This window comes from Streptomyces tsukubensis (assembly GCF_003932715.1).
GTDB lineage: Bacteria > Actinomycetota > Actinomycetes > Streptomycetales > Streptomycetaceae > Streptomyces > Streptomyces tsukubensis.
Map to the genome: position 1 here is coordinate 2,153,887 of NZ_CP020700.1, position 18,657 is coordinate 2,172,543.

An 18,657-nucleotide genomic window follows, 5' to 3' on the forward strand; every position below is an offset into this window, starting at 1 on the left:
GCGGGTCATGAAAGACGCCCCCGATGCCGCCGTCTGGCCCACGGTCGACAGGCTGTGCGCTTGGCTCGACGCCGCCGCCGAACGCCCGGCGGAGCAGGAACTGCTGCTGCGCGTACTGAAACTCTCCGAGGAGGTCGGGGAGACGGCACAGGCCGTCATCGGGGCCTCGGGCCAGAATCCGCGCAAGGGCTACTCCCACACCTGGCGCGATGTGGAGTCCGAGCTGTGCGATGTGGTCCTCACCGCGATGGTGGCGCTGCGGACGCTGACCCCGGACGCGGAGAGCGTCTTCACGGAGCATGTACGGAAGGTGGCGCGGCGGTCCCTGGGCCCGGCCCCCGGCACGGCACCGCGCACCGCACCGGACCCGGGGCCCGCCACCGCAGGCTGACCGTCGCACCCCCCGGGTCCGGGGCCCCGGACCGTACCGTCACACGTGGGTGAAACCGGACTCCCGCATGGCCCGGTCCAGATGCCAGAACGCCTTGTCCACCGCATGCCGCGGGAACGTCGCCGTCCGGGCGGTCGACTCGTCGGGCAGCGAGGGACAGCCCTCCTCGGCCAGTACCAGCACCCGGTCGAAACCGTGCCGCCCCTGGAAGAGCCCGATCTCGTGGATCACGTTCTGGCGGGCGATCCGCAGCCCCTCCTCGGTGGTGTCCTCCGCGGTCATCACGCAGATGGCGAACGTGCACCGCTGGAGGTACTCCTGCAGCGCCTCGGTAACCGGCCTGCTGCCCCACGAGTTGGACTCGAAGGAGTACACCGGCAGCCCGAAACGCTGTTCGACGAAAGCCTTCACGGCCAGCCAGTCCGGGTTGCGGCCGTGGGCGATGAACACGCCCCCGGGCTCGGTCTCCGCGCCCGCGGGCCTGGTCCCGGCCAGGGAGCCGATGAAGTCCGAGGTGACCTTGGCGAGCTGGGAGTGGCCGTGGCTGCCGACGTACCGGAGCTTGTGGCGGGCGAGGGTCATACCGAGCAGCGACCCCAGTTCGATCTGGAGCCGGTCGCCCGCGAGGACCGCCAGCAGCCCGGCGGCGAAGACATCGCCCGCGCCCGTCGCGTCCTCGATCTCGTCGTCGTCCAGGACGAGCTGGGGGTAGAACTCGTCGAACATCTTGCTGCCGTCGTCCCGCCACACATGGATCCCGGAGCGCCGTTTGACCAGGAGCTGGGCCCGGTCGCCGGAGAGTCTGCGCAGGATCCGGGCGGCGGCGTCCTCGTCGGCGTTCCCGGTCGGGTCCGGGCCGGCGGCGCGGTCGTCGCCCGCGGCGCCCAGCTCCCGGAACTCGCGGTGGTTCAGCAGCAGATAGTCGGCGGCGGCGACGATCCCCGCCACCGGGCCGGTCGCGTCCCCGGCCCAGACATGCCCGGGGTCGACGCTGATCAGGGTCGCCGGGCTGGCCCGCTTCACCGCCCGCAGCAGCTCCAGCAGCCGAGGCGGGGTGTCCGGGTCGAGGAAACTGGTGACGTGCACGATCCGGGCGCTCGCCAGATAGTCGACCAGCGGTTCGAACGAACGGTCCAGATGGGCGGCCATGGCGGTGTTGGCGCCCGCATGCGTCAGCAGGGTGCGCTCGCCGTCCTCCGTGAAGGAGAAGCAGACTCCGCACAACTGCCCGTCGTCCTCCGCGACGAAACGGTGGTCGATACCGTCGGCGCGGAGCTGCTGCACCGCGCTGAGGCCCGGACCCGGCACCCGGCCCGCGACCCCCACATAGCCGAGCCTGAGGTCGAGCTGGAGATGGGCGAGGGTGTGCAGGGCGTTGTAGGCGGAGCCGCCGAGTGAGGTCCGCAGCCGGGAGGTGTCGGCCGCCTCCAGTGCCGCGTACACGATGTCCTCGTCGACCGCCGCCTCCGTCCCCCACTCGGGCGCGGGCCTCCCCTCGGGGAGGAGATTGGCGATCCGCCGGATCAGCTTGAGCCGGGGCGGCCCGCCCGCCCCGGCGGGACCGCCGCCCTGGCCCTGGAGGTCCGCGCTGTGGATGTAGTCGAGGTTGAGGGCGCCGATGCCCACGACGTCGTACGCGAAGCCGGAGCCCGCGTGCGGGCGTTCGCCGGGGCGGTCCTCGCCGGACCGGCCGCGGGTCTCACCGGCATCCCGTACGTCACACCCGTCACTGCCGTCGTGTGCTTCACGTTCCTCATGCCGGTCACCGGTCATGCAACTGCCTCCCCTGGAGAAATCCTTCCCTCGCCAGCATCCTTTCCAGTTCCCAGAAGACCGACTCGACCCGGCCCGGCGGGAAGTCGAGCCGGATGAGTCCGGCGATGTTGGACGGGGCCTCGCAGCCCTCCTCGGTCAGCAGGGCGACGCGCCCGAATCCGTAGCAGCCCTGGAAGAGTCCGACCTGGTGGACCAGCCGCTCCCCCACCCGGCGGCTGCCGCCCGCCATCACCTGGGTCGCGGTCAGCACGCAGACGGCGAAACCGCACCGGGCCAGGCGTTCCTCCATCGCCGACCACCCGGCCGGGCGGCCCGGGACCCGGCCGGTGCGCGGCCCCGTCGGGGGTAACGGGCCGATGGGCCCGGTCCGCTCCGGTCCGGGCAGCGGCCGGTGCCCGTCGGCGCCGACGGCCGACAGGTCGATCCGGTCCACCCGCAGCGCCAGATCCTGGGTGAGGAACCGGTCGAGCCGGTCGCCGCCGCCGCGGCTGCCCTCGGAGGCCACGAGCACGGCCCGCGGATGGCTGTCGGGCCCTGCCGGGTCCTCCGGGGTGGTCAGCAGCCCGTCCCCGATCCGCGGCAGGCCGCCCCCGCGCCGCCGCCCGGTGCGCTGCCGGGACAGGTCGAGACCGAGCCGGGCGCCCAGTTCGACCTGGAGCCGGCCCGAGGCGAGGGCGGCCAGGACGGACGCGGCGAAGACGTCGCCCGCGCCCGTCGCGTCCTCGACGGTGCCCTCCCGGATCCTGCGGCGCAGCCGGAAGCGCCGGGCCAGCAGTCCGCCGCCCGCCGTGCGGTAGACCTCGACGGCGTCGTACCGCTTGGTCACGAAGAGGGTGGCCCGCGGCACCCGTTCGAGTACCCGTGAGGCCAGGACGTCGTCGGACTCGCCCACCGCGTAGCCGCCCAGCGCCTTCAGCTCACGGTGGTTGACGAAGACCAGGTCCGAGAGGCCGAGCACGGCCTCCACCCCGGGGCCGGGGTTCTGCGCCCAGTCGAATCCGGGGTCGAAGCTGATCCGCATCCCGGGGGCGCGCCGCTTCGCCTCGCCGAGGACGCCCGCGAGGATCTCGGGCGTACGGTCGTCGAGGAACGAGGTCACATGGACCAGCCGGGCCCCGGAGAGATATCCGGCGATCTCGTCGGCGTGCGCGGTCAGATGGTCGGCCATGGCGAAGTTGGCGCCGGGATGGGTGAGCATGACGCGTTCGACGTCGTCGAGGTAGGAGAGGCAGACCCCGGCGGTCAGATCGGGGCGGCGCGCCACCCACTGCCGGTCGATGCCGAGTTCGTCCATCTGGCCGAGGAAGGACAGTCCGGGTGTCTCTATCCGCCCGGCGACACCGACGTAGCCGAGCCGGATGTCCAGCCGGAGTTGGGCCAGGGTGTAGACGGTCAGCCAGGCCGATCCGCCGAGCGACGCGTCGAGCGCGGCGCTGCCGAGCCGCTCGATGGCCTTGGCGACGGTCGACTGGTCGACCGGCCCCTCCGTGTTCCACTCGAACCGGGCCACCGACTCGTGGACCTGCTCGGCCGTGCGCCGGGAGAGCCCGGACGCACTCGCGATGTAGTCCACGTTCAGGGCGCCCACGCCGATCACCTCCGGCGCCGCTGCCCTTCGCGCGCTTCCCCGTGTCGCCACCGCGCCCCCTCGTTACGGCCACTCGGTACACCGCCGGAGTCCGGCCACCCCTCCAGGAAAGCGGTCCCGCCGTGCCCCGGGCAAGCGGGCGGCGGGCCGTCCGGTTCCCCGCAGCACCGTTCCTCCGCGGCACCGTTCCCCCGCGGCACCGTTCCCCGCGTCGGCGAGAAAATCGTGCCGGGGCCGAATCCTTCTGCGGACCGTGCGCCTCTCATGGGTGTACGGACGCACGGGCCGTACGGAACCGGAGGCAAGAACCATGACCACAGCAGCCGTCATCGGCGCGGCCGTCCTCGTCTGCGCCTGCACCGTCTTCTTCGTGATGCGCCGCCGCGGGAGCGGTCGTGGCTGACACCGGCTGGCCGGGCGAGCAGTTGATCGCCGCGGCGCGGGACGGCGACGGGGAGGCGATCACCGCGCTGGTGTCCGGATCGCATCCGCATGTGAAGCGGTTCGCCCACACGCTGTGCGCCACCCCGCAGGACGCCGAGGACGCCGCGCAGGAAGCGCTGATCATCCTCTACCGGAAGATCGGGATGCTGCGGGCCTCCGGGGCTCTGGCGTCGTGGATGTTCCGGATCGTACGGAACGAGTGTCTGCGGCGGGCCCGGATGCTGGTGCGGAGCCCCGGGCCGGTGCCGGACGGGGCGCTGCCGTCGTTCGAGGAGGACCTGCTGCGGAAGCTGGAGGCCGAGCTGGTCGCCCGGGCGATCGCGGCCCTCCCCGCCGACCAGCGGCAGGTGCTGATCATGCGGGACGTGCAGGGCTACAGCGGCCGGGCGACCGCCGCCGCTCTGGGGCTGAGCACCGCCGCCATGAAGTCGCGGCTGCACCGGGCCAGGGCGGCCGTCCGGCTGGCGCTGCCGTCGGCGGACGGGGCGCTGCGGGGAGGTGGCGGCGGTGCGTGAGTCCGGGAGCTTCGCGAGTGCGTCCCTGCCCCGCCATCTGGTCCGGGGCGGGGTGGGCTTCGGCTCTCTGGCGGCTTCGGTGCTGCTGCTGCCGGTGACCGGGCCGGTCTCGCTGCTGCTGGCGCCGGTGGGGCTGCTGGCGCTGCGCGGCTGTCCGATGTGCTGGACCGTCGGCCTGATACAGACGGTGTCCCGGGGCAGGCTGCGGCGCGAGTGCCGGGACGGGCGCTGCGAACTGCGGAAGGATCAGCAGGAGGGGGTGGCGGCGGGCCGGAGGTGACGGGCGGGTTGCTCCGCGCTCCGACCTGCGGTCACCAGGCAAAGGCAAGGAGGCCGTACGCTCCTTGCCGTGTTCAACGTATAGCGCACCGGGGGTCTTGCGGCAAGGCCCCGGTGCTGCTGCACAATCTCCGATCTGATCCGGAACCCGCGCGGTTCGGCGGTCCAGCCTCCCTTGTCGTCTCCGATTCGATTCCGACGGCACCGTCATGCCGTTTTCGGTGTGCGCGGCGGAAGCGGTCCGCGCGCGGATCCGGCCCGAAGGGCAGTTCTGTCGGAGGGGGAAGTCATGGTGGATGTGATCGTCGTCGGCGGTGGGCCGACCGGTCTGATGCTGGCCGGGGAGTTGCGGCTGCACGGCGTGGACACGCTCGTACTGGAGAAGGAGACGGAACCGCCGGGACTGTCCCGTGCGCTCGGGCTGCATGCACGCAGTGTCGAGGTGATGGCCCAGCGGGGGCTGCTGGAGCGGCTGCTGCCGTTCGGTGAGCGGTTCGCCGTCGGCGGGTTCTTCGCGGGGATCGACCGGCCGTGGCCCACGGATCTGGACACCGCCCATCCGTATGTCCTCGCCGTGCCGCAGAGCGTCGTGGAACGAGTGCTGGCCGAGCATGCCACCGGGCTGGGTGCCGAGGTCCGGTACGGCTCCGAACTGGTCGGACTCGGCCGGGACGAGCACGGTGTGACCGCCGAACTCGCCGACGGCACCGCGGTGCGCTCGCGGTGGCTGGTCGGCTGCGACGGCGGCCGCAGCACCGTACGGAAGGTGCTGGGGGTCGGTTTCCCCGGTGAGCCGACGAGGGTCGAGACCCTGCTCGGGGAGGTGGAGGTGACCGTACCGCCGGAAACGCTGGCCGCCGTGGTGGCCGAGGTCCGCACGGTCCAGAAGCGGTTCGGCGCGGTCCATCTGGGAGGTGGGGTGTACCGGCTGGTCGTGCCCGCCGACGGGGTGGCCGCCGACCGTACCCCGCCGACCCGGGAGGAGTTCGTCCGGCAGCTGCGGAAGTACGCCGGGACCGACTTCGGTCTCCACTCGGCGCGCCGCTTCTCCCGTTTCGGCGACGCGACCCGGCTGGCCGAGCGCTACCGGACCGGGCGGGCTCTGCTGGCCGGGGACGCGGCGCACATCCATCCGCCGGCCGGTGGCCAGGGCCTCAACCTCGGTCTCCAGGACGCGTTCAACCTGGGGTGGAAGCTGGCCGCCGAGGTGTCGGGGTGGGCGCCCGACGGGCTGCTGGACAGCTATCACGCCGAACGGCACCCGGTGGCCGCCGGGGTGCTGGAGAACACCCGCGCGCAGATGGAGCTGATGTCGACGGAGCCCGGGGCGCGGGCGGTGCGCGGGCTGCTGTCGGAGCTGATGGACTTCGACGTGGTCAACCGGTACCTCATCGAGAAGATCACCGCCCTCGGGGTCCATTACGACTTCGGTGAGGGTTCCGAACTGCTCGGCCGGCGGCTCCGGGACCTGCGGCTGACCGACGGCATGCTGTACGAGCGGATGCGGACCGGCCGCGGACTGCTGCTGGACCGGACGGGCCGGCTGTCGGCAGCGGGCTGGGCGGACCGGGTGGACCATGTCGTGGACACCGGCGACGAGGTCGAGGGGCCTGATGTGCCGGGGGTGCTGCTGCGGCCCGACGGGCATGTGGCGTGGGCCGGTGACGATCGGGAGGGGCTGCTGGGCGCGCTGACGAGGTGGTTCGGCGCACCCGTGGACTGAACGGAATCCGCACCCCCCGCAAGGAGTGGTCTGGACCAGTTGGGCAGGCTCTAGTCTGTGCCGTATGAACACTGCGGGTGACGTGGTCGACGGGCGGTTCGAGCTGATCGAACGGCTCGGCAGCGGGGGAATGGGCACGGTGTGGCGGGCCCGCGACACCGTACTCGACCGCGAAGTCGCCCTGAAGGCGGTCCGGTCGGACCGGGACTCCTCGGATTCCGTACGGGAACGGGTGCTGCGGGAGGCCCGGGCGCTCGCCCGGCTGAACCACCCCCATGTGGTGACGGTCCACCATGTCGTGGGCGCCGGACCGCATCCGTGGATCGTGATGGAGTTCGTGCCCGGTGTCTCCCTCCAGGAGCGGCTGTCCGAGGGGCCGTTGACGCCTGCCGAGACCGCGCGGATCGGCCGGCAGGTGCTGTCGGCGCTGCGGGCCGCGCATGCCGCGGGCATCCACCACCGGGACGTCAAACCCTCGAACGTCCTGCTGCGGCCGGACGGCGGGGCCGTGCTCACGGACTTCGGGATCGCGGGGCTGCAGGACACGGGAGCCCTGACCCGGACCGGGGAGCTGATCGGTTCGCCCGAGTACATGGCGCCGGAGCGGATCCGCGGCGCCGACGACGCCCCCTCGGCGGACCTGTGGTCACTGGGGCTGGTGATGTTCGAGAGTGTGGAGGGCGTATCGCCGATGCGCCGTGCCAACACCCTCGCCACCCTGCTGGCCGTGGTGGACGACCCCGTACCGACGGCGGACCGGTCGGGCCCGCTGGGACCCGTACTGAAAGCCCTGCTGGTACGGGACGCCTCGGCGCGCCCGGATGCAGAGCGGCTGGATGCGCTGCTGGCACCGGTGGAGTCCTGGACCGGGGGCACCGGCCTCCCGGAGGAAACGCCCGCCACGGGCAGCGGCGCACCCGCACCCTCGCCCTCGCCCTCTTCACCCCCCTCACCCTCCTCGCCCTCCTCACCCACGACAGTCGTCACGGCGGCCGTCCCTGCCGCCCCGCGGAACCGCGCGTCCGTCCTGCTCGCCGTGGTCTCGGCCCTGGTCGCGGCCGGGACGGCGGCGGCGATCATCCTGATGCTGGGCAAGCCGGGCGACGTCGGGGAACAGAGCGCGCCCCGCCCGGGAGCGGCGCAGAGCCCCGCGCCCTCGCAGTCCGCGCGGCCCCCGGGGGCCGTACCGCCGTCCGCGGCCCCGTCGCGCACCGAGGGCCCCGCCGTACGGGCCACCGTCACGGTCACGGCTTCGGCGAAGGCCCCCGTCGGCCACGGGGTCGAGGACCGGATCGGCTCCGGGCTCGACCCCGTGAACGGAGGAGAGACCCCCGGGGAGCCGTCCGAGCGCCCGTCCGGTCAGTGGATCGCCCAGCTCCACTCCGAGCCGGTTTCGGCCGGGACCGCCGAACGCGACCGGCAGCTGGCGGAGCTGCGCAGGACCGTCCCCGAGGCGCGGTACGTCCGCAGCGACGACTACGCCTCCCTGCGCCCCGGCTTCTGGGTGCTCTACGCCCCCGGCCCCTTCACCGACGGCCGGGCCGCGCTGGCCTTCTGCGAGGAGCAGGGACGGACGGAGTGCCTCGGCCGCTATCTGAGCACCAGCGGGGACGACTACGGCCTGCAGTGCCGGCTGCCGTCGGCGAAACCGCAGGGCACCTGCTCGCGCCGCTGACCGGGGCACCCGGCCGCGCACCGGCGTGACCCTTCTCACGGTGGAGTATCGGCCACCGGGGGTCTTCTGGCTGATCAGAAGGCGTACCGGGGCCCGCGGTCCGGGTACGGCTGAAGGGGCCGCCCGCGCACCGGGACGGCAGCCGACCGCCGCCGATGGAGGACAGAGCGCGTGATGACCGCGGAACCACCGAACCCCGCCCGGGCCCCCGGCCCCGCGTCCGCCGAGCCGCCGCTCGTCCGTACCAGCGGCAGCCCCCGGGGCCGCGGCCGCCAGTACGGGGCCGCGGCCCGGGAACGCGTCCAGCTGTCGCTGGAGAACTACGAGCGGATGTACGCGCACTTCGCGGAGGTGGACTGGCGGACGGCGACCGCGCTCGCCGAGACCTTCGTCCCGGTGATCGAGGAGTTCAACGCCGACCATCTGGAGGAGATGGCGGGCATCGCGGACGGGGCCGGGGTGTCCTTCACCGACGTCCTCGCCCTCAACCTCCGTACGGAGATCCTCTTCTCGGCCCGGGCCAGGACAGCCGGTGCTCCCCCGGCCGAGTGCACCGCTTTCACCGATCTGCGGGGCCCGGAGCCGATCGTGGGCCAGAACTGGGACTGGCAGCCGTTCGCCCACCGCACGATCGTGATCCTCCAGACCGAGCCGACGAACGGCCCGCGCTGGGTGTCGGTGGTGGAGGCCGGACTGCTGGCCAAGTTCGGCATGAACTCCGCAGGTCTGACGGTCCTGACGAACGCCCTGGTCAGCTCCGTGGACCAGGGCCGCCCCGGGGTGCCGTACCACCTGCTGCTGCGGGCCCTGCTGGAATCGGAGTCCATGGCGGCCGCCGAGGAGACACTGCGCTCTGCGAACCGCTCTTCCTCCGCGAACTACCTGCTGGCCGCCGAGGGCCGGGCGGTCGATCTGGAGGCCCGCCCCGGCGGCCCCGCCGAGCTGGCCCGCCGGGCGATCACCCCCGGCACCCTCTATGTGCACACCAACCACTTCACCTCCCCCGAAACCGCCTTCGGCACCCCGGCCGCCGACCACGGCCCCGACGTCTTCCCCGACACCCACGCCCGCCACACCCGCGCCACAACCCTCGCCCGCGCGATGCCCTACCCCTCGGTCGCCGCCTGGCAGGAAGTCCTGCGCGACCACGACAACCACCCGGAGTCGATCTGCTGCCACCCGGACCCCGCCGCCGCGGAACCCAACCGCAGCTCGACGGTGGCAAGCACGATCGTCGAACCGGACCGCCGCACGATGCACCTGACCCTGGGCAACCCGTGCACGACGGCGCGGGTGACGTACGCGTACCGGGACTTCTTCAAGGGGCGCGGCTGACGGGCGGCATCCGGGTTCAGCGGCACGGGGGTTCGTAGGCGACGCCGGGGAAGTGTTCCGACCATTCGCGGCGGGTGATCGGCGGGTGCGCCGTCGCGCAGACGCGGGCCGCCGCGCGGTCGGGGTCCGTTTCCCACAGGAGCGCGGTGCCGTCGCGGCTGGTCGAGGCGAGGGTGGTGCCGTCGGGGCTGAAGGCGATGTGGTGGAGGCGGTCCGTATGGCCGGTGAGGACCGCCAGTTCACGGGGGCGGGACGGATCGGAGACGTCCCACAGACGCGCCGTACGATCGTCGCCCGCCGTCGCCAGGGTCCGGCCGTCCGGGCCGAAGGCGACGTCGTAGACGATGCTGGTGTGGCCGGTCAGAGTGGCACGGGGGCGGGGGCGGGTGGGGTCGGTGATGTTCCAGAGGCGGATGGTGCGGTCATGGCTGGCGGTGGCGGCCGTACGGCCGTCGGGGCTGACGGCCACCGAGCGCACCCCGCCCGTATGGCCGGTGAGGACCGCCAGTTCACGGGGGCGGGACGGATCGGAGACGTCCCACAGACGCGCCGTACGATCGTCGCCCGCGGTCGCGAGGAGGCGGCCGTCCGGGCCGAAGTCGGCCGCGCGGACATGGTCGGTGTGGCCGAAGAGGACGGACTTCTTCCGGGGGCGGGCGGGGTTGCTGACGTCGTACACGCGGACGGTGCGGTCCGGGCTCGTGGTGGCGAGCAGCCTGCCGTCGGGGCTGAAGTCGACCCCTTCCGGATTGCCCACCCCGTCGGCCGTCACCGACAGCAGTTCGGTGCCCGCCGGGTTGCTCGCGTCCCACAGCCGCAGGCTCAGGTCCTCGCTGGTGGTGGCGAGGATCCGCCCGTCCGGGCTGAACGCGGCGCCGTAGACCGGTCCGGTGTGGCCGGTGAGGACGGCGATGCTCCGGCGGGGCCGGACGCCGCTCACGTCCCACAGCCGGGCGGTGCGGTCCTGGCCGGTGGTGACCAGCGTGCGGCCGTTCGCGCCGAACGCCGTACCGAAGACGAAGTCGCCGTGTCCGGCCAGGGCGGGCACCGGCAGGTCCCACAGGCGCACCGCGTGGTCCTGACTCGCCGAGGCCAGGGTGCGCCCGTCCGGGCTGAAGGCCACCGAGATGACCATCGCGATATGGCCGGTGAGTACGGACCTCGTGCGGGGCCGGGCCGGATCGGAGAGGTCCCACAGCCGTACCGTGTGGTCCTCGCCCGCGGTGGCCAGGGTCCGGCCGCCGGGGCTGAACGCCGCCGCGTACACGGTCCGCAGATGGCCCTTCAGGACCACCGGCGGGGCGTCGGGGCGGGCGGTCCTCCAGAGGCGTACCGTGCCGTCCTCACTCGTGGTCGCCAGGGTCGCGCCGTCCGGCGAGTACACCGCCGACAGCACTGGGCCGGTATGCCCGGTGAGCGCGGCCCGCGACCGTAACCGGCGCCGGTCGGAGACGTCCCAGAGCCGTACGGCACGGTCCGGTCCGCCCGTCGTCAGGGTCCGGCCGTCCGGGCTGAACGCCACCGTGCGGACGGCGGCGCCCGGCCGGACGAGGGCCAGTCCGCGCGGCCGGTGGACGACCGAGAGGTCCCAGAGGCGTACGGTCGCGTCCTCGCCCGCCGTGACCAGGAGGCGCCCGTCCGGCGAGAACGCGACGGCGCAGACGGGGGCGGAGTGTACGGAGAGCGTCGCGAGACGGCGGGGTCTGCGGGGTTCGGCGGTGTCCCAGAGCCGGACGGTGGAGTCCCGGCCCACGGTCGCCAGGACCTGCCCGTCGGGGCTGAACGCGGTACCGCAGACGACCGCCCCGTGCCCGCTGAGGGTGGCGTACTCCCGGGGCCGGTGCGGATCGGCGCTGTCCCACAGCCGGACCGTGTTGTCGCCCTCGGCGGTGACCAGCGTCGCCCCGTCGGAGGTGAACGAGGCGGTCTGTCCGTAGGGGTTCTTCGCGATCGACGGGGAGCGGCCGGTGAGCGCGGTGGCGTACGGGGTGGCGAAGGCGCTCAGCAGTCCGCCGCGGGCCTCGCGGGTCGGGGCGAGACGGTACGCGGCCAGGCTGAGCTGGACGGAGAGCGCGGGGTCGAGGGCGCGCAGCGTCGCGGCTTCGGCGGCGACCTCCCGGGAGAGGGAGTCGTTGCGCTGCTCGGTGGCGAGGCGCCCGGCCCGGATGGCGACGGCGGTCGCCCCGGTGGCGGTCAGGACGAGCACGGTGAGCAGGGCGACGAGCCTGCGCAGCCGTCGCGTACGGCGGCGGGCCGCGGTCTGTTCCCGGTCCTCGGCGGCGACGGCGGCGTCGAGGAAGGCGCGTTCGCGGGCGGAGAGGGCCTCGGGGTGGCTGAGGGCCCAGTCGCGGGCGAGGGAGAGCCGGGTGCCGCGGTAGAGGGAGCCCGGGTCGCGGCCGAGTGCCTCCCAGGCGGTGGTGGCGTCGGTCAGCTGGCGGTGGATCCGCATGCCGTCGCGGTGCGCGGCGAGCCAGTCGTGGAGCCGGGGCCAGCTCCGGATGAGGGCTTCGTGGGCGATCTCGACGCTGCCGTCGCCGAGGGTGACGAGCCGGGCGGCGGCGAGGCGTTCGAGGATGTCGGCGGTGTCCGGGTCGTCGTCCAGTTCACCGCGGTGGATGCGGCGTTTGGTGTCCTCGGTGCCCTCGCCCGGTGCGGTCAGCCGCAGGAAGAGTTCCCGGGCCTGCCGCTGCCGGGCGGGCGGCAGTGCGGTGTAGACGGACTCCGCGGTCCTGGCCAGTGCCCCGTCGATACCGCCTGCGGCGTGGAAGCCGTCGAGGGTCAGCACCGTACCGCTGCGGCGGGCCCAGGTCTCCCGCAGTGCGTGGGAGAGCAGCGGCAGTACGCCAGCGCGGCCCTCGGTTTCGGCGACCAGCCGGGCCAGCAGGGCGTCTTCGAGTTCGCCGCCCTCGCGGAGCGCGGGGCGGGTGATGGCCTGCCCGAGTTCCTCGGCGGTCATGGGGCCGAGCATCACCTGGGAGTGGCGGAGGGCGGCCACGAGGCGGGGGAAGCGGGTGCAGTGGGTGTAGAAGTCGGCCCGTACGCCCAGCACCACCCTCATATCGACGACGTCGCCGCTGTCGCCCTCCGCCGCCGCGACGAGGGCGGCGAGGAAGGCGTCGCGCTCCGCGGGGTCCCGGCAGAGCGTGAACACCTCCTCGAACTGGTCGACGATCAGCGTCAGCGGGCGGCCCGCCGCGCCCAGGGCCCGGCGCAGCGCGGCCGGATCGGCGGCGAGCCGGGTCCGCAGCTCGTCCGGGTCGGTGCCGGTCTCGCCCCCGATCCGGTCCGCGCACTCCGCCAGGGGCCGTGCGCCCGGTGTGAAGACCACCGCGTTCCCCAGCCTCGCCGCGAGGCCGGCCCGCAGCACCGACGACTTCCCGGCCCCCGAGGCGCCGAACAGGGCGACGACGGGATACCGGGCGAGGCGCTCCACCAGTTCACCGACGGCCCGCTCGCGCCCGAAGAAGAGGTCCGCGTCGGTCTCCTGGAAGGCCGCCAGCCCTTTGTACGGACACTCCTCAAGTCCGGCCCGGGAAGCGTCGCCGCCCTTGGCCCGGGCCGCCGCGGCCTGCCAGCGGCGCTCCCACTCCCGCGGGTCCCCGCCGCAGGCCCGCGCATAGGCGAGGGTCACCGCCAGACTGGGCAGCTTCTGTCCGGAGGCCGCGGCGGCGAGGGTGGTCGCAGAGTAGTGGGCCCGCAGCGCGAGACTGCGGTACGGGGGGTTGCCGGCCTTCTCCCGCAATCGCCGGAGCCCCGCCGCGAGTTCGACGACCGGATCGCCCTGGGTCCCGAGCGGCTTCTCCGGTCTGGGCACGTTCCCCCCTCGTTCCCCTGCGCTCCCCGGCGTTCCAGGCATTTCCCGGCGTTTCCCGGTGCTTCCCGGTGCTTCCCGGTGCTTCCCGCGTCGACCGCTCATGATCCACAGGGTCGGGACCCGGGTCGAGCCTCAAACCGGACAACGGCGGAGAGGGTGGGGCGGGGATGGGATGGGGTGGGGAGAAGGGGGTGGGGTGGGGCAGACGAGCCGGGCCGTACGCCGGGTTCTGTTTCCCCGCGGGCCTCACGACCTGCGGGGCGACGGCCATCCATCTAGGACCGGCGTTGCCACCGGCCTCGTGCGGTCTACCCGCGGACTCGGGCGAGCAGCCCTCGAACGTCCGCGCAGGAACACCGGGGTGTTCCCTCTTGACCTTGCTCCGGGTGGGGTTTACCTAGCCGCCTGAGTCACCTCAGGCGCTGGTGGTCTCTTACACCACCGTTTCACCCTTACCGGGGTCCGTACGGATACGGTCCCCGGCGGTCTGTTCTCTGTGGCACTGTCCCGCGGGTCACCCCGGGTGGCCGTTAGCCACCACCCTGCCCTGTGGAGCCCGGACGTTCCTCGGGGGGATCCGGGGATCCCCACGCGGCCGTCCGCCCGGCTCGTCTGCCGTGTCGACCATGCTACCCGCCCGGGCGGCCCGGCGACGCGCGCCGTTGACCTTGCCGCAGCGTCATGGTTTCCACTGGGGCTGTCCGCGCTCGACACCCGCCGCCGGGAACGGCATCAGCGAGAGCGGCATCGGACGGACGGTCCGGAGAGGACCCGCCCTGCGTCGCCGGGCGAGAAGGAGATGTCATGACGAGCCGTACCGGCCGGGCGTCCGCCCGGCGACTGCTGTGGACCCTGGCCCCCGTCGAGCTGGCCCTGCTGGCCGCCGAAGCGGCGGGCGCGCCGATGCCGACCGCCGTGGCCGTCTTCGCCCGGGTGCTGCTGATCGCCGTTGCCGTGACGGAGGCGGTGGCGGCGGTACGCGGATACGCCCTGGCCCGCCGCGGTGGCGAGCCGCCGCGGGCGGCGCTGCGGAAGGTCGCGTACGACCGCTGTCCACGCGTCCTCGTACGCGTCTGGTGGTCCACGAGGTCCGCTCACTGCACAGCATCTGGCTGTGGCTTCGGCGGCGCCGGGACGGGGTCGGCGCGGGCGACCACGCCGCAGGGTACAACGCCCCGCAGAACGCGATGATGTGGTCGTGGATCGGCCTCTCCGTCGTCCGGGTCAGGGCGGAGCGGCGCTTTCCGGCAACGGGGGGCCTGCTCGGGACGGACGGCGACGGTTCGCTGGACCTGATCGTGGGCGGACAGACCGCGGTCGCGGTGGACCTGGTGTCCCCGGTGGCGTACACCCGGCCGCTGGGCCGGACCGGCACCGCCCGGACGACGGTCCGCTTCCATGCCGACGACCCCGGGGCGCTGGTCGCCGCACTCGGGAGGGCGGGGGCCGGCCGCTGAACCGGGGCGGCTGAGGGCGCGCCGCGTGTGGAAGCGCTTCGGACCGGTGTTCACGCGGGCGCGAAGAGGACCTTCGCCGTGCCCGGTCGTGCCTCCGGGTCGGCGCGGGTCAGCCGTACCCGCAGCGGCTCCCCCAGCGGCAGCCCGCCGTCGCCCGCGATGCGCGCCACCACCGCCGGGTCGGACAGCTGGACCGTCCCGGCGGACGGGTCGTTCTCCTTCACATCGACCACCAGACCGTCGAAGGTGTCGCCGACCCGGTCGCGCAGCAGGGCCGCCTCGACGAGGTCGACGCACTCGCGCTCCACGGCGCCCGCCCGGCGGGCGCCCGCGGCCATCTCCGCCGGGAGCGCTTCGAGCGCGGAGAGGACCCACTCGGGGACGCCCTGTCCGGCGTCGGCGGCGAGGCACAGTTCGCCGGTGTAGCGGTCGACGAGGCGCCGCAGTGGCGCGGTGCAGTGGGTGTAGGCGTGGGCGACGGCCGCGTGGACCGACGGTTCGGGGATCCGGCCGCCGGTGAAGACGGTGTATCCGGCGCCGCGCAGCAGACTGGTGCATTCGGCGAGGAAGGCCGCGTGGCGGGGCACCCGTGGGTCGAGTGAGCGGATCACCTCGGCGTACGGGACGTGGTGCGGCCAGTCGATCCGCAGGGCCCGCGCGGTCAGGCGGAGCCGGGCGACCTCGCCGAGCGGGGCGGTGGGGAGCGTCCGCAGGACACCCGTACCGGACCCGATCATGATATCGGCCGCGGCCATTCCGGTGAGCAGGGAGAGCTGGGCGTTCCAGCCCTCCGCGGGCAGCGGGGCGCGGAAGGCGAGGACGTACGCGCCGTCGCGCCGGGCGATCTCCTGTTCGGGGACGGCGAGAGAGACGCCGCCGCGCTCGCGTTCCAGGGCCTCCCGCAGCAGGCCGATCTCCTTGAGCAGGGCGAGGGGTTCCTCGGCGGTGCCGTTGTCGATGCGCCGCTGGGCGGTGGCGTAGTCGAGGCGGGTGCGGCTGCGGACGTACGCCCGGCGGACGCCCGCGGTGACGGTACGGCCTTCGGCGTCGAGGTCGATCCGCCACAGCAGGGCGGGGCGGGTCTCACCGGGCAGCAGGCTCGCGGCGCCTGCGGAGAGCACGGGCGGGTGGAGCGGGACGGAGCCGTCCGGGAAGTACAGGGTCTGTACCCGCCGATGGGCCTCGGAGTCGATCGTTCCGCCGGGCGCGACGAAGGCGGCGACATCGGCGATGGCGTAGTGGACGCGGTAGCCGCCGGCGTCCCGGCGGGAGAGGTGGACCGCCTGGTCGAGATCGGCCGATCCGGGTGGGTCGACGGTGAAGAAAGGGAGGCCGGTGGCGTCGGCCGGGGCGGGCCCCGGCGGGCGGGGTGCCGCGGCGGCCCGCTCGGCCTCGTCGAGTACGGCGGCGGGGAAGCCGTCCGGGACGCCCAGTTCGGTCCGCAGCGCGCGCAGGGCCGGGGCGAGGGAGGCCTCGGCTGCGCCGCTGGTGCGCAGGGGTCGGCGGGGCATGGGTCGAGCGTAGGCCGCAGGGGGCGCGGGCGCGCGGCGAACGGGTGACGGGTGACGGCCGTCGGTACCTGGACGGGGACGGCGAACGGTCTCCGCGGCGGGGCGCCCAGGGTGCGAGGAGCCTCTCCCGGCACCGGGCGTTCGCGGTGGCCGGGACGGTCGTGGCGAGGGTACGCCAAGGGGGTTTACGGCGCGGATACCGCGGCTGCCTGCGGTTTTGCCGGGCCGGGGTCGGAGGGGTGTCCCGTTCACCCTCTAGGGTGACTGTGCGTAATGACCAAACTACCTACCGTGGAAATGCGGGGGTGCTCGGCGGCCCTCGCCGTTTGCCCCCGGGGGCGTGCCCCGACCCGGCGCCCCACGTACCAGCACCGAGCAGCACCGCTGGGCGCCGACCAGAGCCGTACCGATCACAGCACCACCGACCAGAGCCACTCGGACCAGCACCGGAGGTATCCGCATGCGTCGTCTCGCCACCGTCCTCGCCGTCCTCGCCGCAGCGGCGACGCTCGCCGTCGCGGTCCCGCAGTCCGCCTCTCCCGCGTTCGCCGCGACCGGCGAGCTGATCGTGAACGGTACGGTCCACCTCAACCCCAGCGGCTGTTACGGCAGCGACCGCCGCCCGCTCTTCGTGGACAACCGGACCGACTCGTACGTCTTCGTCCACGAGAGCGCCGACTGCACGGGGCGGGTGATCGGCATCGTCCGGCCGGATGTCCGCTCCAGTTGGCCGCTGGGCAGAGCGGTCTCCGTCCAATGACCGGCCGTCCGATGACCGGCCGCGGCCCCGGGTCCCGGCCCGCTCCGCAGGGCCTCGCCTAGAGAGCCCGCTCGGTCCGGAAGAAGGACCCCGGCGGCTCGCCGCCGAACAGGACCCCGGTGGGATCACCGCCCCACGGCCCCACCGGGCGGGGCGTCCGAGGCCCGGCACCCCCTCCCCGCACCCCGGGCCTCGGTCACTCCCGCACTCCCCGGCTCCTTCCTGCCCCCTCCGGCCTTTCCGACTCCTCCGGCCTTTCCGGCTCCTCCGGCCTTTCCGGCTCCTCCAGCCTTTCCGGCTCCTCCAGCCCTTGCGGCCCTGCCAACCCATCCAGCTTCTCCGTCCCCCTCCCCACCGCCCTCCGTACGGCTCCGGTCCGAGCCGCGGCAGGACGGGTCGGCGGCACCCGCCGCCGGCCGCCCGGGGCCGGGCCGCCCGTCCTCCTCCCCGGGCGGCCCGGACTCCCCGGGGGCGTACGCTGACGCGGGGCTCACCCCCGCGCCCCGCCCCCGTCCCTGTTGCCGTCCCTGAGGAGATCGTCCGTGCTGGTCCTGCTGCCGCCGTCGGAAGGAAAGGCCGACTCCGGCCGTGGCGCCCCGCTGAAGCCGGAGTCGCTGTCGCTGCCCGGACTCGCCCCCGCGCGGGCCGCCGTGCTGGACGAGCTGGTGGAGCTGTGCACCGCCGACGAGTCGAAGGCTGCGGAGGTCCTCGGACTGAGTGCGGGGCTCCGCGGCGAGCTGGTGAAGAACGTCGCGCTGAAGACGGCCGGGGCGCGCCCCGCCGGGGAGATCTACACGGGCGTGCTGTACGACGCGCTGGGCCTGACGACGCTGGACGCCTCGGCCAAGCGGCGGGCCAAGGCATCCCTGCTGGTGTTCTCCGGGCTGTGGGGTGCCGTGCGGGTCGGCGACCGGATCCCGTCGTACCGCTGCTCGATGGGCGTCAAGCTGCCGGGGCTGGGGCTGCTCGCCGCGCACTGGCGGGAGCCGATGGAGGCCGCGCTGCCCGAGGCGGCCGGGGGTGGACTGGTCCTCGACCTGCGGTCGTCGGCGTACACGGCGGCCTGGAAGCCCCGCGGCGAGCTCGCCGGGCGCACGGCGACCGTGCGGGTGCTGCACGCGCAGATCGACCCGGCCACCGGGGTCGAGAAGCGCTCCGTCGTCAGCCACTTCAACAAGGCGACGAAGGGCCGTATCGTCCGGGACCTGCTGACCGCGGGGGCGAAGCCGAAGACGCCGGAACAGCTGGTGGACGTCCTGCGGGAGCTGGGGTACACGGTGGAGGCGGAGGCTCCGGCCCGCAAGGACCGGCCCTGGTCGCTGGATGTCGTGGTCAGCCGGATCCACTAGATCCACCGCCCCCTCCTCGACCCGTAGCCCGACCCGTAGC

13 protein-coding genes and 1 other RNA gene are annotated in these 18,657 nt (G+C 73.8%); 9 read left to right on the forward strand and 5 right to left on the reverse strand.

Annotated features, from left to right (window positions below; genetic code table 11):
* Positions 1 to 7 precede the first annotated feature (7 nt).
* Positions 8 to 391: a MazG-like family protein gene (locus B7R87_RS07985; protein WP_006349567.1), complete on the forward strand. Its 384-nt coding sequence runs from the start codon at positions 8 to 10 to the stop codon at positions 389 to 391.
* A 39-nt stretch (positions 392 to 430) separates the two neighbouring features.
* Here B7R87_RS07985 and B7R87_RS07990 read toward each other — a convergent pair whose 3' ends face one another.
* A complete protein-coding gene (locus tag B7R87_RS07990) occupies positions 431 to 2,164 on the reverse strand; it encodes a PfkB family carbohydrate kinase (protein WP_006349566.1) in 1,734 nt (577 codons plus the stop codon).
* Positions 2,154 to 3,755, reverse strand: a complete 1,602-nt coding sequence (locus B7R87_RS07995; RefSeq protein ID WP_233168788.1) for a PfkB family carbohydrate kinase — start codon at positions 3,753 to 3,755, stop codon at positions 2,154 to 2,156. The genes B7R87_RS07990 and B7R87_RS07995 overlap by 11 nt, the downstream gene beginning before the upstream one ends.
* Before the next feature lie 395 nt (positions 3,756 to 4,150).
* Here B7R87_RS07995 and B7R87_RS08000 point away from each other — a divergent pair, with 395 nt between their 5' ends.
* From B7R87_RS08000 to B7R87_RS08020, 5 genes are all read left to right on the forward strand, one after another.
* Positions 4,151 to 4,714: an RNA polymerase sigma factor gene (locus B7R87_RS08000; protein WP_006349563.1), complete on the forward strand. Its 564-nt coding sequence runs from the start codon at positions 4,151 to 4,153 to the stop codon at positions 4,712 to 4,714.
* Positions 4,707 to 4,994 carry a hypothetical protein gene (locus tag B7R87_RS08005; RefSeq protein ID WP_100249231.1) on the forward strand — a complete coding sequence of 96 codons (288 nt, stop codon included), beginning with the start codon at positions 4,707 to 4,709 and terminating at the stop codon, positions 4,992 to 4,994. Before B7R87_RS08000 ends, B7R87_RS08005 begins: the two co-directional genes overlap by 8 nt.
* Positions 4,995 to 5,282: 288 nt before the next feature.
* The gene (gene rox, locus B7R87_RS08010; RefSeq protein WP_006349561.1) at positions 5,283 to 6,716 is read left to right on the forward strand and encodes a rifampin monooxygenase; all 1,434 of its coding nucleotides are present in this window, start codon (positions 5,283 to 5,285) and stop codon (positions 6,714 to 6,716) included.
* Between the two features lie 64 nt (positions 6,717 to 6,780).
* A complete protein-coding gene (locus B7R87_RS08015) occupies positions 6,781 to 8,391 on the forward strand; it encodes a serine/threonine-protein kinase (RefSeq protein WP_045853108.1) in 1,611 nt (536 codons plus the stop codon).
* Between the two features lie 174 nt (positions 8,392 to 8,565).
* Positions 8,566 to 9,726: a C45 family autoproteolytic acyltransferase/hydolase gene (locus tag B7R87_RS08020; RefSeq protein ID WP_006349559.1), complete on the forward strand. Its 1,161-nt coding sequence runs from the start codon at positions 8,566 to 8,568 to the stop codon at positions 9,724 to 9,726.
* Positions 9,727 to 9,742: 16 nt separating this feature from the next.
* On the opposite strand, the gene B7R87_RS08025 is transcribed toward B7R87_RS08020, so the two are convergent.
* Complete coding sequence (locus B7R87_RS08025) at positions 9,743 to 13,540, reverse strand: WD40 repeat domain-containing protein (protein ID WP_006349558.1); 3,798 nt, start codon at positions 13,538 to 13,540, stop codon at positions 9,743 to 9,745.
* A gap of 202 nt (positions 13,541 to 13,742) precedes the next feature.
* Positions 13,743 to 14,151, reverse strand: an RNA gene (rnpB, locus tag B7R87_RS08030) — RNase P RNA component class A.
* 465 nt (positions 14,152 to 14,616) lie between these two features.
* Between rnpB and B7R87_RS08035 the strand changes: the two genes are divergently transcribed.
* Positions 14,617 to 14,997 (forward strand): hypothetical protein, encoded by a 381-nt coding sequence (locus B7R87_RS08035; RefSeq protein WP_233168790.1) that lies wholly within the window; start codon positions 14,617 to 14,619, stop codon positions 14,995 to 14,997.
* Positions 14,998 to 15,047: 50 nt separating this feature from the next.
* Here B7R87_RS08035 and B7R87_RS08040 read toward each other — a convergent pair whose 3' ends face one another.
* The gene (locus tag B7R87_RS08040; protein WP_006349555.1) at positions 15,048 to 16,508 is read right to left on the reverse strand and encodes an RNB domain-containing ribonuclease; all 1,461 of its coding nucleotides are present in this window, start codon (positions 16,506 to 16,508) and stop codon (positions 15,048 to 15,050) included.
* Positions 16,509 to 16,968: 460 nt separating this feature from the next.
* Between B7R87_RS08040 and B7R87_RS08045 the strand changes: the two genes are divergently transcribed.
* Both B7R87_RS08045 and yaaA read left to right on the forward strand, forming a co-directional pair.
* On the forward strand, positions 16,969 to 17,268 hold the full coding sequence (locus B7R87_RS08045; protein WP_006349554.1) for a hypothetical protein: 300 nt from the start codon (positions 16,969 to 16,971) through the stop codon (positions 17,266 to 17,268).
* Positions 17,269 to 17,810: 542 nt separating this feature from the next.
* Positions 17,811 to 18,617, forward strand: coding sequence for a peroxide stress protein YaaA (yaaA, locus tag B7R87_RS08050; RefSeq protein WP_006349553.1), 807 nt, complete (start codon positions 17,811 to 17,813; stop codon positions 18,615 to 18,617).
* Positions 18,618 to 18,657 lie beyond the last annotated feature (40 nt).

Excerpts from the sequence above, each read along its gene's own strand:
- B7R87_RS07990 (WP_006349566.1), bottom strand. The coding sequence starts at position 2,164 with ATGACCGGTGACCGGCATGAGGAACGTGAAGCACACGACGGCAGTGAC.
- B7R87_RS08045 (WP_006349554.1), top strand. The coding sequence starts at position 16,969 with ATGCGTCGTCTCGCCACCGTCCTCGCCGTCCTCGCCGCAGCGGCGACG.
- B7R87_RS08040 (WP_006349555.1), bottom strand. The coding sequence starts at position 16,508 with ATGCCCCGCCGACCCCTGCGCACCAGCGGCGCAGCCGAGGCCTCCCTC.
- B7R87_RS08020 (WP_006349559.1), top strand. The coding sequence starts at position 8,566 with ATGACCGCGGAACCACCGAACCCCGCCCGGGCCCCCGGCCCCGCGTCC.
- B7R87_RS07985 (WP_006349567.1), top strand. The coding sequence starts at position 8 with ATGAAAGACGCCCCCGATGCCGCCGTCTGGCCCACGGTCGACAGGCTG.
- B7R87_RS08015 (WP_045853108.1), top strand. The coding sequence starts at position 6,781 with ATGAACACTGCGGGTGACGTGGTCGACGGGCGGTTCGAGCTGATCGAA.
- rox (WP_006349561.1), top strand. The coding sequence starts at position 5,283 with ATGGTGGATGTGATCGTCGTCGGCGGTGGGCCGACCGGTCTGATGCTG.